Here is a 14,787-nt window from a genome sequence, read left to right as displayed (position 1 = left end):
CAATTATTTTCCGTAACAATTGGTAAGCCCATTCCACAACGAAAACTTACGGGCTGTCGACAGTGTCAAAGCTTTTGCTGTAAGGGTAATGAGTGGCTACATCATTGCCGTCTCGTATAGGTATAGCGTCGTGGACAGTCATTCATCGCTGCCCCGCTGGCTTAAAAGCAAAAACCCCGCCGAAGCGGGGTTTTATAAGAGGTGAAGCTGACCGATAAGCCGGGTTCTGTCGTGGACAGTCATTCATCTAGGCCAGCAATCGCTCACTGGCTCAAGCAGCCTACCCGGGTTCAGTACGGGCCGTACCTTGTGAACCCCTATTTGGCCTTGCTCCGGGTGGAGTTTACCGTGCCACGGACTGTTACCAGCCGCGCGGTGCGCTCTTACCGCACCCTTTCACCCTTACCTGATCCCGCTTGCGCGGGCCATCGGCGGTTTGCTCTCTGTTGCACTGGTCGTGGGTTTCCCCCCCAGGCGTTACCTGGCACCCTGCCCTATGGAGCCCGGACTTTCCTCCCCTCCGCCCGTCTCCCCCCGAAAGGGGACGACGACGAAGCGGCGACTGTCTGGTCAGCTTCGGCGCGCAGTATAGAGGGTTTGCGCGTCGCTGTCACCCTTGCGTGCGCATCCCCACCTGCAAAGTGGCGGCAATATTACGCGACGACCGATAAATATTGTCATAGGCCCCACGGAATGCCTCTTCCAGTGAGCCAATACTGTTCAGGACGCTAAAGACGGCATCGATACCATATTGATGCACGACACCCACATCAGGGGTCAAACTACCCGCAATACCGATAACGGGTTTATGGTATTTTTTAGCGACGTTCGCCACACCCACAGGCACTTTTCCGTGGATACTTTGGCTGTCGAGACGGCCCTCGCCGGTCAACACCAGCGTGCAATCGTGGATATGTTCTTCCAGGTTTAATGCCTGGGTGACAATCTCAATCCCGCTGCGCAGTTCTGCGCCCAGGAACGCCATCAGCGCAGCGCCCATACCGCCAGCCGCGCCGGAACCCGGCACGTTTTTCACGTCGATATGAAGGGACTGCTTAATAACGTCCGCAAAATGGCTGAGGTTTTTATCCAGCTCAACAATTTTCGCTTCATCGGCCCCTTTTTGCGGACCAAAAATACGCGAGGCCCCGAGTTCACCCACCAGCGTGTTGGTCACATCGCAGGCCACGCGGATAGTGCAGTCTTTCAGACGCGGATCCAGTCCGGAAACATCAATACTGTTGAGCGCCATCAGGCTGCCGCCACCAAAAGCGATCTCTTTGCCATTAGCATCACACAGTTTTGCCCCCAGCGCCTGCATCATGCCGGCCCCGCCATCGTTAGTGGCGCTGCCGCCAATACCGATAATGATATTGCGTGCGCCTTTATCCAGCGCATCCAGAATCAGCTCACCCGTTCCACGCGATGTGGTGATCAACGGATTGCGCTTTGCGGCAGGAACAAGCGCCAGACCGCTGGCAGCGGCCATCTCGATAATCGCCGTTGCGCCGTCGCCAGAAATCCCCCAGCAGGCACTGACTTTGTCGCCCAGCGGCCCCGTGACAACCGCGTGTTGCTCTGTCCCTTGGGTGGCGGCAATCATGGCTTCGACCGTGCCTTCGCCACCGTCAGCGACAGGCACAGAAACATACTGAGCATCAGGAAATATTTCCCGAAATCCTTTTTCTATGGCCTGAGCTACCTCGGCGGCAGATAGGCTTTCTTTATAAGAGTCAGGGGCGATTACGATTTTCATAGTTGTAGCCTGTTACTGCACGCGGCAAAAATACCGGACGCGTTTCCGCGCCCGTCTTTGTTAGCGAGTGACTTCCACTTTCGCCAGTTTTTCGTAGTAGCAAGCGATGGCGCTATGGTCGGCATTACCCAAGCCATCGGCACGCAGCGCCTGCATCATCTCCATCACCGCAGCGGTGAGCGGCAATTGCGCGCCAACACCGTGCGAAGTATCCAGGGCATTCGCCAGATCTTTGATATGCAGGTCGATTCGGAAACCCGGCTTGAAATTGCGATCCATCACCATCGGCGCTTTGGCATCCAGCACGGTACTTCCCGCCAGCCCGCCGCGAATCGCCTGATACACCAGATCCGGGTTAACCCCTGCTTTGGTCGCCAGGGTCAGCGCTTCGGACATGGCGGCGATGTTCAACGCCACAATCACCTGGTTTGCCAGCTTGGTGACGTTGCCCGCGCCGATATCACCGGTATGCACAACGGAACCGGCCATGGATTTCAGCAGGTCGTAATATTTGTCGAACGTGCCTTTGTCGCCGCCCACCATCACAGACAGCGTTCCATCGATGGCTTTTGGCTCTCCGCCGCTGACCGGTGCGTCCAGCATTTCGACGCCTTTCGCTTTCAGCGCATCGCTGATTTCACGGCTCGCCAGTGGCGCAATGGAACTCATGTCGATCAGCACCAGGCCCGGTTTTGCACCTTCGATCAGGCCGTTCTCACCCAGCGCGACTTCTTTGACGTGCGGGGAGTTTGGCAGCATGGTGATGACTACGTCGCACTGCTCAGCAATCGCTTTTGCGGTGGTGGCCGTTTCTGCGCCAGCGGCAATCAACTCAGCAATCACTTCTGGATTACGGTCAGAAACCACCAGCGAGTAACCTGCCTTGATGAGGTTTTTACTCATTGGTTTACCCATGATACCCAGGCCAATAAAACCAACTTTCATTGTCATAATTGCGTCTCTCTTTATCTCAGTGGTGGTTATTTTTTAAAGGAATCGGCGAGCTTCTGCGTGGCAGAGCGGAACACGCCAAGGTCACTGCCGACGGCAACAAACGTTGCGCCCCATTCCAGGTAACGACGGGCGTCCGCTTCAACGGGTGCCAGGATGCCGCTCGGCTTGCCGTGTGCTTTTGCACGTTCAAAAATGTGTTGAATAGCGCGTTGCACTTCCGGGTGGTTGGCATTGCCGAGATGTCCGAACGCCGCCGCCAGATCGCTTGGGCCAACAAAGATGCCGTCTACGCCGTCGGTTTCCGCGATGGCATCAACGTTATCCACGCCGTGCTGGCTCTCGATCTGCACCAGAATCGTGATGTTCTTGTTGGACTGCGCAAAATAGTCCGGCACGGTGCCAAACATATTGGCGCGATGAGAAACCGATACGCCACGGATCCCTTCCGGCGGATAGCGGGTAGACGCCACGGCCTGAACCGCTTCTTCCACATTTTCCACGAACGGAATCAGGAAGTTATAGAACCCGATATCCAGTAAACGCTTGATGATCACCGGCTCATTCGTTGGCACACGTACGACCGGTGCGCTGCGGCTGCCTTTGAGCGCCATCAGCTGCGGAATGAACGTGGTGATATCATTCGGCGCATGTTCACCGTCCAGGACCAGCCAGTCGAAACCGGCCAGACCGAGCACTTCGGTGCTGATGGGGCTTGCCAGCGCAGACCAGCAGCCAATCTGAATCTCTTTCGCCGCCAGGGCCGCTTTAAACTTGTTCGGGAAAATATCGTTACTCATCGCTTATACCTTCAATTATTTCTGCAATTCCATACGTTTAATGTCGCCCACTACGAACAGGTAGCAGAACATCGCCATCAACGCAGAGCAGCCAACGAAGACCAGAGCCGTATTGAATGAATGCAGTTCACTCACCAGATAGCCAATCACCAGCGGGGTGACAATCGACGCCACGTTACCGAAGACGTTGAACACGCCACCGCACAGGCCCACAATTTCTTTTGGCGCGGTATCAGAAATCACCGGCCAGCCCAGCGCACCAAAACCTTTACCGAAGAACGCCAGCGCCATCAGCGCAATCACCAGGACCGTGTTGTCGGTGTAGTTGCACAGAATAATGGAGGAAGCCAACAGCATTCCGAGCACAATCGGCAACTTACGTGCCAGAGTAATCGACTTACCGCTTTTAATCAGATGATCCGAGAACACGCCGCCTAGCACACCGCCCGCAAATCCACACAGCGCCGGGATGGAGGCCACCAGGCCGACTTTCAGAATCGACATGCCCTTTTCCTGCACCAGATAAATCGGGAACCAGGTGAGGAAGAACCAGGTGATGGTGTTGATAAAGTATTGACCAAAAAACACGCCGAGCATCATGCGGTTGGTCAATAACTGTTTGATGTAATGAAGCTTTGGACCGCTCGCTGCTTTATCGCCTGGCTTTTTATGATCCATATCGACCACCGCGCCACCGTCAGTGATGAACTTCAGTTCTTCAGCAGACATCCGTGGGTGATCGGTTGGGTTATGAATATATTTCACCCACATACCGGTCAGGATAAAACCAATCACACCCATCACGGTAAAGACGTGTTCCCAGCCCCACGCAAAGGTCAACCAGCCCAGCAGCGGCGAGAACAGCGCCAGAGAGAAATACTGTGCAGAGTTGAAAATGGCTGATGCCGTGCCACGCTCTTTCGTCGGGAACCAGGCCGCAACGATACGGGCGTTAGCCGGGAATGACGGTGCTTCGGAGAAGCCCAGCATAAAGCGCATGATGAACATCGAAATGCCTGCCCACGCCAGCGGCACGAAATCGACAAAACCTTGTAAGAACGTGAACAACGACCAGAAGAACAGGCTATAGGTGTAGACTTTTTTCGAGCCAAACTTGTCGAGCAACCAGCCGCCTGGAATCTGCATCAGCAGATAGGCCCAGCCAAACGCGGAGAAGATGTACCCCATCGATACCGCGCTTAACTGCAGCTCTTTTGCAACTTCGGTCCCGGCAATTGAAAGTGTTGCGCGGTCAGCGTAGTTAACCGCCGTCACAATGAAAATAATCAGTAATATTAAATGACGGGTATGAATACCCTTTTTCGTTTCTACAGCAGTATCTAGTGACATGTTTATTTCCTCGGGCACATCGATGTTGGTATTTTTATTATTTTGAGAGAAATCTATACTGATTATTATCGATAGCAGGCAATATCAGTTAATTAACCAGATGCAATGAAATCGTGATTAAGTATAAACATCACCCCCGGCCCGCACATTGTCGCATCGCTCAATTATCAGGGTCTTTACGAATAATAATTTGAGCATATGCACAATCCCTTGGGCGCTGATGCACAGATTTACGCATTCCCCGCCAGACGCCGTCAGTGCTCGCCCTGATGAGTGATCTTGATCACATTTTTATCCCGTAAGTCCTGACATTCTTTATTAAAGCAGGCAGCGTCTTTATTTTTTCTAATAAGAAAATAAGCACACTCTTAACGACATTTAATATCTAATTTTCGCTGGAGAATACTGAACAATGGCCGACATCGAAATTCGACAAACGTCGCCGACGGCGTTCTATATAAAAGTACACGACACTGATAACGTGGCGATTATTGTTAACGACAACGGCCTGAAAGCAGGAACGCGTTTCCCGGATGGCCTGGAACTGATTGAGCACATTCCCCAGGGACACAAAGTGGCGCTGGTCGATATTCCTGCGCACGGTGAAATCGTCCGTTACGGCGAAGTCATCGGCTACGCCGTACGCGCCGTGCCGCAGGGCAGTTGGATAGATGAATCACTCGTCGAGCTGCCAGAAGCACCACCGCTCAATACCTTACCGCTGGCGACCCGCGTGCCGGAGCCACTGCCCCCGCTGGAAGGATATACCTTCGAAGGCTATCGCAATGCCGACGGCAGCGTGGGTACCAAAAATCTGCTCGGCATTACCACCAGCGTGCATTGCGTGGCGGGCGTGGTGGATTACGTGGTCAAAATCATCGAACGTGATTTGCTGCCAAAATACCCGAACGTCGACGGTGTGGTGGGGCTGAACCATTTGTATGGCTGTGGCGTGGCGATTAACGCGCCCGCGGCTGTTGTACCCATCCGTACCATCCACAACATTTCGCTGAACCCGAATTTCGGCGGTGAAGTGATGGTGATTGGCCTGGGCTGCGAAAAACTCCAGCCAGAACGTCTGTTACAGGGCACCGACGATGTGAAGGCAATCCCCGTAGACAGCGCAAGCATTGTGCGCTTGCAGGATGAACATCACGTTGGCTTTAGATCGATGGTGGACGACATTTTGCAGGTTGCCACGATCCATCTGGAAAGGCTGAACAAGCGTCAACGCGAAACCTGCCCGGCTTCTGAGCTGGTTGTCGGCACGCAGTGCGGCGGCAGCGATGCGTTCTCCGGCGTGACAGCAAACCCAGCGGTCGGCTACGCGTCGGATCTGTTTGTGCGTTGCGGCGCAACGGTAATGTTCTCGGAAGTCACCGAAGTGCGCGATGCGATCCACCTGCTGACTCCGCGCGCCATCAACGAAGAGGTGGGCAAACGCCTGCTGGAAGAGATGGCCTGGTACGATAACTATCTCGACCTGGGGCAAACCGACCGCAGCGCGAACCCGTCCCCCGGCAACAAAAAAGGCGGTCTGGCAAACGTGGTGGAAAAAGCGTTGGGTTCGATTGCGAAATCTGGTCAGAGCGCGATTTCAGAGGTGCTATCGCCAGGCCAGCGCCCGACCAAACGCGGTTTGATTTATGCCGCAACGCCCGCCAGCGATTTTGTCTGCGGCACGCAGCAGGTCGCATCCGGCATTACGGTGCAGGTCTTCACCACCGGTCGCGGTACGCCGTACGGTCTGATGGCCGTTCCGGTCATCAAGATGGCGACGCGCACCGAGCTGGCAAACCGTTGGTATGACTTGATGGATATCAACGCGGGCACCATTGCCACCGGCGAAGAGAGCATTGAGGACGTGGGCTGGAAACTGTTCCACTTTATTCTTGATGTGGCGAGCGGGCGCAAGAAAACCTTCTCAGATCAATGGGGCTTGCACAACCAGCTGGCGGTGTTTAACCCGGCGCCGGTAACGTGATAGCCCTCTAAGCCCAATCGCCCTCTGCTTAGAGGAGAGGGCGATTTAAACATCCTTACTCCGCAACAAGAATCACATCAATCCCATTTTTACGCAGCCCTTCCAGACTTTCAGTCGGGATACCTTCATCGACAATAATCATATCAATGCGTTGCGTATCAATAATTTTATGCAAGCTAGAACGGTTAAACTTCGTCGAATCCGTCACGACAATAATCCGCTCGGCGACTTCACACATTTTTCGGTTCAGTCGCGCTTCATCTTCATTGTGGGTACTGACGCCGCGATCGAGATCGATGGCATCCACGCCCAGAAACAGCAGATCGAAGTGATAGTTTTGCAACGACTGTTCCGCCTGATCGCCATAAAACGACTGCGACTGACGACGCAAATGGCCGCCGGTCATCAGCAGTTCCACCCCTTCCGCTTCAAGCAACGCATTGGCGACATTCATGCCATTTGTCATGGCGATCACATCGCTGTGCTGTCGCATCATGCGTGCGATTTCATAGGTTGTGGTACCCGAATCGAGAATCACACGATGGCCTGGCTTAATCAGGTTCGCCGCCGCCTGCGCAATGCTGCGTTTCATCGCTGTATTGAGCGAACTTTTATCTTCAACGGAAGGCTCAACACCAGGGGTATTACCGTCACAGATCAACGCCCCGCCGTAGGCACGAACGGCAATGCCCTGCTTCTCCAGAAAGGCGAGATCGTTACGGATCGTGACCGTAGAGACGCCATAAAGATGAGAAAGATCGTTAACCTGTACGCTTCCCTGCTGCCGTAACCGCTGGATTATCTGCTCACGCCTTTCGCTGGTGCCCGTCACGCGTTTTTCCGCGGATGAATCGCTGCTGCTCATGAGAGCTCCTTCACTAAAATCTTTCGTTTCATTTCGATTTATCTATTAACTCCTTTCTTTTAGCGGAATGCAAGCCCCACCGGCGTGTTCCTGGCGGAGGTTGTCGGTGCTGAAACCTTTCGTTATGTTTCTTTTGTGAAACAGATCGGAAAACTATTATCTTTCGTTTTATTTTTACAGCACCATGCAGCAGTATAAAGTGAAATAAAACGAAAGGTTAATACCATAACCATCCGAAGTGGAGAGGAAAGTGAAACATCTGATTGAAATGGTGGAAAGCCATAAACAAGGCGCGGAAAACGGGATTTATGCCGTGTGCTCCGCGCACCCACTGGTACTCGAAGCCGCAATTCGATTTGCCCGTACACATAACACCGCATTATTGATTGAAGCGACATCCAACCAGGTGGACCAGTTTGGCGGTTACACCGGCATGACGCCCGCCGATTTCTGCGGTTTTGTCCACCAGCTTGCGGACTCGCTGAATTTTCCTCGCTCAATGCTCATTTTGGGCGGCGACCATCTCGGCCCAAATCGCTGGCAACACCTCACTGCTGACGACGCGATGGAAAACGCGCAGACACTTATCAAAAGCTACGTGGCCGCAGGCTTTAAGAAGATCCACCTCGATTGCAGCATGTCCTGCGAGGACGATCCGATTCCCCTGACGGATGAGATCGTCGCGACGCGTGCCGCGCGTCTGGCGAAAATAGCCGAAGAGACCAGTGACGCGTGCTTTGGAGAATCCGATCTGGTGTACATCATTGGCACCGAAGTGCCCGTTCCCGGCGGCGCGCACGAAACGCTAAGCGAACTCGTAGTCACCACACCTGATGCAGCACGCGCCACACTCGAAGCTCATCGCCATGCTTTCGAGCAGCAAGGATTAAGTGCGATTTGGCCGCGTATTATCGGGCTGGTCGTTCAGCCTGGTGTGGAGTTCGATCACACCAACGTGATTGACTATCAACCGGAAAAAGCGGCAGCGCTGAGAGCGATGGTGGAAGGGTATGACACGCTGGTGTTTGAGGCTCACTCTACCGATTACCAGACGCCGCAGGCGCTGCGCCAGCTGGTGAAAGATCATTTTGCGATTCTAAAAGTCGGTCCGGCACTCACGTTTGCTTTGCGTGAGGCACTGTTTTCGCTGGCGGCTGTTGAAGAAGAGTTACTCCCCGTGAAAGCCGGGTCTGGACTGCGCCACGTTCTGGAAAACGTGATGCTCGATCGCCCGGAATACTGGCAAAGCCACTATCACGGCGATGGCAACGCGCGTCGCCTGGCACGCGGCTACAGCTATTCAGATCGCGTTCGCTACTACTGGCCCGACAGTCAGATCGACGACGCGTTCGAACGGCTGGTACGAAACCTGGCCGACGACCCCATTCCGCTGCCGCTTGTGAGTCAGTACTTACCGCTGCAATACAGCAAAGTTCGCGAGGGCGTTCTCAAGGCTACGCCGCGAGAACTTATCATCGACCACATTCAGGACATACTGCGTCAGTACCACGACGCCTGTCAGCGTGTCACGCCGCATAACGCATAACAACAACAGGAAAACGCTATGCCAAACATTGTCTTATGTCGCATTGACGAACGCTTGATTCACGGCCAGGTGGGCGTGCAGTGGGTCGGATTTGCAGGCGCAAATTTGGTTCTGGTCGCCAATGATGAAGTGGCTGAGGATTCGGTCCAGCAAAACCTGATGGAAATGGTATTGGCCGAAGGCATCGACGTTCGCTTCTGGTCACTGCAGAAAGTCATCGACAATATTCACCGCGCCGCCGATCGGCAGAGAATTCTGCTGGTCTGCAAGTCGCCTGCCGATTTCCTGACGCTCGCAGCAGGTGGCGTGCCCGTCACCCGTATTAACGTTGGAAATATGCATTACGCGAATGGCAAACAGCAAATTGCCAAAACGGTCTCTGTAGACGCCAACGATACGGCGGCGTTTGATGGTCTGAAAGCCGCTGGAGTGGAGTGCTTCGTGCAGGGCGTCCCGACAGAACCCGCTTTGGATCTCTTTAAACTTCTCTGAGGGATTCACCATGGAAATCAGTTTATTGCAGGCGTTTGCGCTGGGCATTCTCGCCTTTATCGCAGGCCTGGATATGTTCAATGGCTTAACGCATATGCACCGCCCGGTGGTGCTTGGACCGCTGGTGGGCTTGATTCTGGGCGATCTGCATACCGGTATTTTAACGGGCGGTACGCTGGAACTGGTCTGGATGGGTCTGGCTCCGCTGGCGGGCGCGCAGCCGCCGAACGTCATTATTGGCACCATTGTCGGGACAACTTTCGCCATTACCACCGGCGTGAAGCCGGAGGTTGCCGTCGGCGTGGCCGTACCGTTCGCCGTTGCGGTACAAATGGGGATTACTTTCTTGTTCTCAGTGATGTCAGGCGTCATGGCACGTTGCGATCGGATGGCCGCCAACGCGGATACCGCAGGCATTGAGCGGGTGAATTATCTGGCGCTGCTGGCACTCGGGATTTTCTATTTTCTCTGCGCTTTTCTGCCGATCTACTTCGGCGCAGAACACGCGAAAACCGCCATTGATGTGCTTCCCGCGCGTTTAATTGACGGGCTTGGCGTTGCGGGCGGCATCATGCCAGCCATCGGCTTTGCCGTATTGCTGAAAATCATGATGAAAAACGTCTACATCCCCTATTTCATTCTCGGTTTTGTGGCAGCCGCCTGGCTTAAACTGCCGGTACTGGCTATTGCTGCTGCGGCGCTGGCGATGGCGCTGATCGACTTTGTCCGTAAATCCCAGGAGCCGGCTCCGGTCGCTCAGAAAGAGGAATTCGAAGATGGCATCTAATCAAACCACTCTGCCTACCGCTTCCGAGGCCGACGAGTCGCTGCTTTCCGGCGTAAACGAAAATATTTACGAAGATCAGAAAATCGGCGCGGAGTTGACCAAAAAAGATATCAACCGCGTGGCCTGGCGTTCGATGCTGTTGCAGGCTTCATTTAACTACGAACGTATGCAGGCATCCGGCTGGTTGTATGGCCTGCTGCCAGCGTTGAAAAAAATCCACACCAACCCGCGCGATCTGGCCCGCGCCATGAAAGGCCATATGGGGTTCTTCAACACCCACCCGTTTCTGGTGACCTTCGTGATCGGCATTATTCTGGCGATGGAACGCTCCAAGCAGGACGTAAACAGTATTCAGAGCACCAAGATTGCCGTGGGCGCTCCGCTCGGTGGGATTGGCGATGCGATGTTCTGGCTGACGCTGCTGCCGATTTGCGGCGGCATCGGGGCCAGCCTTGCGCTGCAAGGATCGATACTTGGGGCCGTGGTGTTCATCGTGATGTTCAACGTGGTGCATCTGGGGCTGCGCTTTGGCCTTGCGCACTATGCCTATCGGATGGGCGTCGCCGCGATCCCGCTGATTAAGGCCAATACCAAGAAAGTCGGCCACGCCGCGTCGATTGTAGGGATGACGGTCATCGGCGCACTGGTGGCGACCTATGTGCGCCTGAACACCACGCTGGAAATTACAGCTGGTGACGCGGTGGTGAAACTGCAAACAGATGTTATCGACAAGCTGATGCCCGCGTTTTTGCCGCTGCTCTACACCCTGACGATGTTCTGGCTGGTACGTCGTGGCTGGAGTCCGTTGCGCCTCATCGGCATCACAGTGGTACTGGGCGTCGTGGGTAAGTTCTGTCACTTCCTGTAAAACAAGGGGTTTGAGATGTTAGGCATTATTCTTTGTGGTCATGGCGGATTCGCCAGCGGGCTTGAAAAAGCGATGAAGCAAATCCTCGGTGAGCAAGAGCAATTTATTGCCATCGATTTTCCTGAAACCTCGACCACCGCGCTCCTGACTTCGCAACTGGAGCAGGCAATAAACGAGTTGGGTAGTCAGGAGGATATTGTCTTTCTGACCGATTTACTGGGCGGCACGCCGTTTCGCGTGGCCTCTACCATGGCGCTGGAAAAACCCGGCTGGGAAGTGCTTACAGGAACCAATATGCAGCTTCTGCTGGAAATGGTGATGGAGCGCGAAGGGTTAACCAGCGAAGCGTTTCGGTTACAGGCGCTTGAGTGCGGGCATCGCGGTCTGACCAGCCTGGTAGACGAGCTGGGGCGCTGTCGCGAAGAAAAACCCGTTGAAGAAGGCATTTAGCTTCGTGGAGATTATCCACTTCACGAAACCGTCATCACACATTGTATTCCGGGCAGGCTCTCCCCCTTAGCCCTTTCATTATGCGTCACTTTAGCCTTACGTTAACTGCGTAGGGCCTTTTCTTTTGCTTTCGATTAATTAGTATTTCCCGCGGGAAAATATATAAAAATTAATGTGTTACTAAAACCGTTACCTCCCCCGCTCACAGTTTTCGTTTTATTTCTTTTCCTGGTATTGATCTTTCACTTTCCTTTCTATAGATTTTAATTAATCGAACAAGTGAAACGAAACGAAAGACATTGGCGATTACAGTCGCGTCTGATGTGGATTTCACATTACTAAGGACAGAGTTATGCCAGAAACCTCAACCGCCACCGGCACCTGGACGGAAAAAGAGATCCGTCAGCAACCTGAGTGCTGGAGCCGTTCTCTCAACCATATCGACACCCTTCGACAGACACTCGATCGTTTTCTCTTGCCGTTGCTCTGCAAAGACACTCTGCGGATCGTGCTGACGGGAGCGGGAACATCGGCATTTATCGGCGATATTATCGCCCCGTGGCTTTCGCGTCACACCGGGAAAAATTTTAGTGCTATTCCAACCACCGATCTGGTGACCAATCCGATGGATTATTTGAGTCCCGCGCACCCGCTGCTGCTGGTCTCTTTTGCCCGCTCCGGCAATAGCCCGGAAAGCGTGGCCGCCGTGGAGCTGGCAAATCAGTTTGTGCCAGAGTGCTATCACCTGACGATCACCTGCAACGAAGCCGGGAGTCTTTATCAGAGTGCGGCTGACAGCGACAACGCCTTTGCGCTGCTGATGCCGCCCGAGACGCACGATCGCGGTTTTGCGATGACCAGCAGCATCACCACCATGATGGCAAGTTGTCTCGCGGTATTCGCTCCGGACACGATCAACAGTGCTTCCTTCCACGACGTCGCAAATCGCTGCGAAGCGATCTTGTCGTCACTGGGGGATTTCAGTCACGGCGTATTTGGCGCTGAACCCTGGAAACGGATCGTTTATCTCGGCAGCGGCGGATTGCAGGCCGCAGCGCGTGAATCCGCGTTAAAAGTGCTGGAGCTGACGGCGGGCAAAGTGGTCGCGTTTTATGACTCGCCAACCGGTTTCCGCCACGGCCCGAAATCACTGGTCGATAACGAAACGCTGGTGGTGGTTTTTGTCTCCAGCCATCCCTACACGCGCCAGTATGATCTCGATCTCGTGGCCGAATTACGCCGTGATCAGCAGGCCCTGAGTGTGGTTGCCGTGACTGCCGAGCCCGATCCGATTGTCGAAGCGGGTCCGTATATTTTGCTCCCTGCTTCACGCCCATTCCTGGACGTTGAGCTGGCGTTCTGCTTCCTGATGTACGCGCAGGTCTTTGCACTCACGCAGTCCATCAGCGTCGGAAATACCCCAGACACCCCATCCGCCAGCGGTACGGTAAATCGTGTGGTGCAGGGCGTTGTTATTCACCCGTGGCTGGCTTAACAGGAGCGCATCATGAGCATTATCTCAACGAAATACCTTCTGCAGGATGCGCAAGCCAAAGGCTATGCGGTTCCCGCGTTTAACATTCATAACGCCGAAACGATCCAGGCCATTCTCGAAGTGTGCAGCGAAATGCGATCGCCGGTGATCCTCGCGGGCACGCCGGGCACCTTTAAACATATCGCACTAGAAGAGATCTACGCGCTGTGCAGCGCGTATTCCATCAGTTACGACATGCCGCTGGCGTTGCATCTCGATCACCATGAGTCGCTGGATGACATTCGTCGCAAGGTCAATGCGGGCGTGCGTAGCGCAATGATCGACGGCAGCCACTTCCCGTTTGAGCAAAACGTGACGCTGGTGAAATCCGTTGTGGATTTCTGCCATCTCAATGATTGCAGTGTCGAGGCCGAACTGGGGCGTCTGGGCGGCGTTGAAGATGACATGAGCGTGGATGCCGAAAGCGCATTTCTGACCGATCCGCAGGAAGCAAAACGCTTTGTGGAGCTCACGGGAGTCGACAGTCTGGCCGTGGCAATAGGCACGGCACATGGGCTTTACACCAAGCGGCCAAAAATTGATTTTCAACGTCTGGCTGAAATCCGTGACGTTGTGGATATCCCTCTCGTGCTGCACGGTGCAAGCGACGTTCCGGATGAATTCGTGCGCCGCACGATCGAGCTGGGGGTCTGTAAAGTGAACGTGGCGACGGAACTGAAAATCGCGTTTTCAGCCGCCATCAAAGAGTGGTTCAACAAAAATCCGCAGGGAAACGATCCGCGCTTTTACATGCGTGTCGGTATGGACGCCATGAAAGAGGTGGTAAAAAACAAAATCAACGTCTGCGGCTCGGCCAACAAACTCGTGCTCGACTCCGCCGTCGTTTTATAAAAACTCGCACAACACAACACACTATGGGCAGGAATGAAGATGATGAGCGCTCCTAATATTTTATTAACCCGGATCGATAACCGCCTGGTGCATGGTCAGGTTGGGGTCACATGGACCTCAACCATCGGCGCTAATTTGCTGATCGTCGTCGATGACGACGTCGCGAAAGACGAGATCCAACAAAAGCTGATGGGGATCACCGCGGATACCTACGGTTTCGGCATTCGCTTTTTTTCAATCGAAAAAACTGCCGCGATCATTTCTAAGGCCGCGCCGCATCAGAAGATCTTCCTGATTTGCCGTACGCCGGACATTGTCAGGAAGCTAATTGAAGCCGGCGTACCGCTAAACGACGTTAACGTTGGGAATATGCATTTTTCGGAAGGTAAACGGCAGATCAGCAGCAAAGTTTATGTCGACGATCGGGATCTCGACGATCTGCGCTTTATCAAGCGCAGCGGCGTGAATCTCTTTATCCAGGATGTCCCGGGGGATGCGAAAGAGAGTATTCCTGATTAATCGCCCTGTCTCGACATTCAAAAACTAAAGTCG

General features: G+C 54.0%; 14 protein-coding genes and 1 other RNA gene. 9 read left to right on the top strand and 6 right to left on the bottom strand.

The features are described 5' to 3' along the window. Positions 1-199: 199 nt before the first annotated feature. From rnpB to AC07RN_RS15700, 5 genes are all read right to left on the bottom strand, one after another. An RNA gene (gene rnpB, locus AC07RN_RS15720) (RNase P RNA component class A) lies at positions 200-578 on the bottom strand. A 32-nt stretch (positions 579-610) separates the two neighbouring features. Then, complete coding sequence (gene garK / locus AC07RN_RS15715; RefSeq protein WP_478336778.1) at positions 611-1,756, bottom strand: glycerate 2-kinase; 1,146 nt, start codon at positions 1,754-1,756, stop codon at positions 611-613. A 60-nt stretch (positions 1,757-1,816) separates the two neighbouring features. Continuing rightward, positions 1,817-2,707: a 2-hydroxy-3-oxopropionate reductase gene (garR, locus tag AC07RN_RS15710; RefSeq protein ID WP_059177386.1), complete on the bottom strand. Its 891-nt coding sequence runs from the start codon at positions 2,705-2,707 to the stop codon at positions 1,817-1,819. Positions 2,708-2,736: 29 nt separating this feature from the next. Then, complete coding sequence (gene garL / locus AC07RN_RS15705; protein WP_478336777.1) at positions 2,737-3,507, bottom strand: 2-dehydro-3-deoxyglucarate aldolase; 771 nt, start codon at positions 3,505-3,507, stop codon at positions 2,737-2,739. A 15-nt stretch (positions 3,508-3,522) separates the two neighbouring features. After that, the gene (locus AC07RN_RS15700; RefSeq protein ID WP_015960553.1) at positions 3,523-4,857 is read right to left on the bottom strand and encodes an MFS transporter; all 1,335 of its coding nucleotides are present in this window, start codon (positions 4,855-4,857) and stop codon (positions 3,523-3,525) included. A gap of 412 nt (positions 4,858-5,269) precedes the next feature. Here AC07RN_RS15700 and garD point away from each other — a divergent pair, with 412 nt between their 5' ends. Then, positions 5,270-6,841, top strand: coding sequence for a galactarate dehydratase (gene garD, locus AC07RN_RS15695; protein WP_015960554.1), 1,572 nt, complete (start codon positions 5,270-5,272; stop codon positions 6,839-6,841). Between the two features lie 55 nt (positions 6,842-6,896). Here garD and AC07RN_RS15690 read toward each other — a convergent pair whose 3' ends face one another. Next, a complete protein-coding gene (locus AC07RN_RS15690) occupies positions 6,897-7,706 on the bottom strand; it encodes a DeoR family transcriptional regulator (RefSeq protein WP_478336776.1) in 810 nt (269 codons plus the stop codon). A 250-nt stretch (positions 7,707-7,956) separates the two neighbouring features. On the opposite strand from AC07RN_RS15690, the gene kbaZ reads away from it, so the two are divergent. From kbaZ to agaB, 8 genes are all read left to right on the top strand, one after another. Further along, on the top strand, positions 7,957-9,252 hold the full coding sequence (kbaZ, locus tag AC07RN_RS15685) for a tagatose-bisphosphate aldolase subunit KbaZ (RefSeq protein WP_478336775.1): 1,296 nt from the start codon (positions 7,957-7,959) through the stop codon (positions 9,250-9,252). An 18-nt stretch (positions 9,253-9,270) separates the two neighbouring features. Further along, entirely contained in the window at positions 9,271-9,744 is a 474-nt protein-coding gene (gene agaV, locus AC07RN_RS15680) for a PTS N-acetylgalactosamine transporter subunit IIB (protein WP_015960557.1), read from the top strand. 10 nt (positions 9,745-9,754) lie between these two features. Next, complete coding sequence (gene agaW / locus AC07RN_RS15675) at positions 9,755-10,531, top strand: PTS N-acetylgalactosamine transporter subunit IIC (protein WP_478336774.1); 777 nt, start codon at positions 9,755-9,757, stop codon at positions 10,529-10,531. Continuing rightward, positions 10,521-11,399 (top strand): PTS N-acetylgalactosamine transporter subunit IID, encoded by an 879-nt coding sequence (agaE, locus tag AC07RN_RS15670; RefSeq protein WP_478336773.1) that lies wholly within the window; start codon positions 10,521-10,523, stop codon positions 11,397-11,399. Before agaW ends, agaE begins: the two co-directional genes overlap by 11 nt. A gap of 15 nt (positions 11,400-11,414) precedes the next feature. Then, positions 11,415-11,849, top strand: coding sequence for a PTS galactosamine/N-acetylgalactosamine transporter subunit IIA (agaF, locus tag AC07RN_RS15665; RefSeq protein ID WP_015960560.1), 435 nt, complete (start codon positions 11,415-11,417; stop codon positions 11,847-11,849). Between the two features lie 352 nt (positions 11,850-12,201). Further along, positions 12,202-13,344, top strand: a complete 1,143-nt coding sequence (locus AC07RN_RS15660) for an SIS domain-containing protein (protein ID WP_478336772.1) — start codon at positions 12,202-12,204, stop codon at positions 13,342-13,344. A 12-nt stretch (positions 13,345-13,356) separates the two neighbouring features. Next, the gene (kbaY, locus tag AC07RN_RS15655; RefSeq protein WP_478336771.1) at positions 13,357-14,235 is read left to right on the top strand and encodes a tagatose-bisphosphate aldolase subunit KbaY; all 879 of its coding nucleotides are present in this window, start codon (positions 13,357-13,359) and stop codon (positions 14,233-14,235) included. A 42-nt stretch (positions 14,236-14,277) separates the two neighbouring features. Further along, positions 14,278-14,754: a PTS galactosamine transporter subunit IIB gene (gene agaB, locus AC07RN_RS15650; protein ID WP_041689723.1), complete on the top strand. Its 477-nt coding sequence runs from the start codon at positions 14,278-14,280 to the stop codon at positions 14,752-14,754. Positions 14,755-14,787: the final 33 nt, after the last annotated feature.

Source organism: Lelliottia sp. GFLA7, from assembly GCF_056490165.1.
Note: the sequence above shows the minus strand (reverse complement) of the source record. Positions and strands in the feature narration are given on the sequence as shown.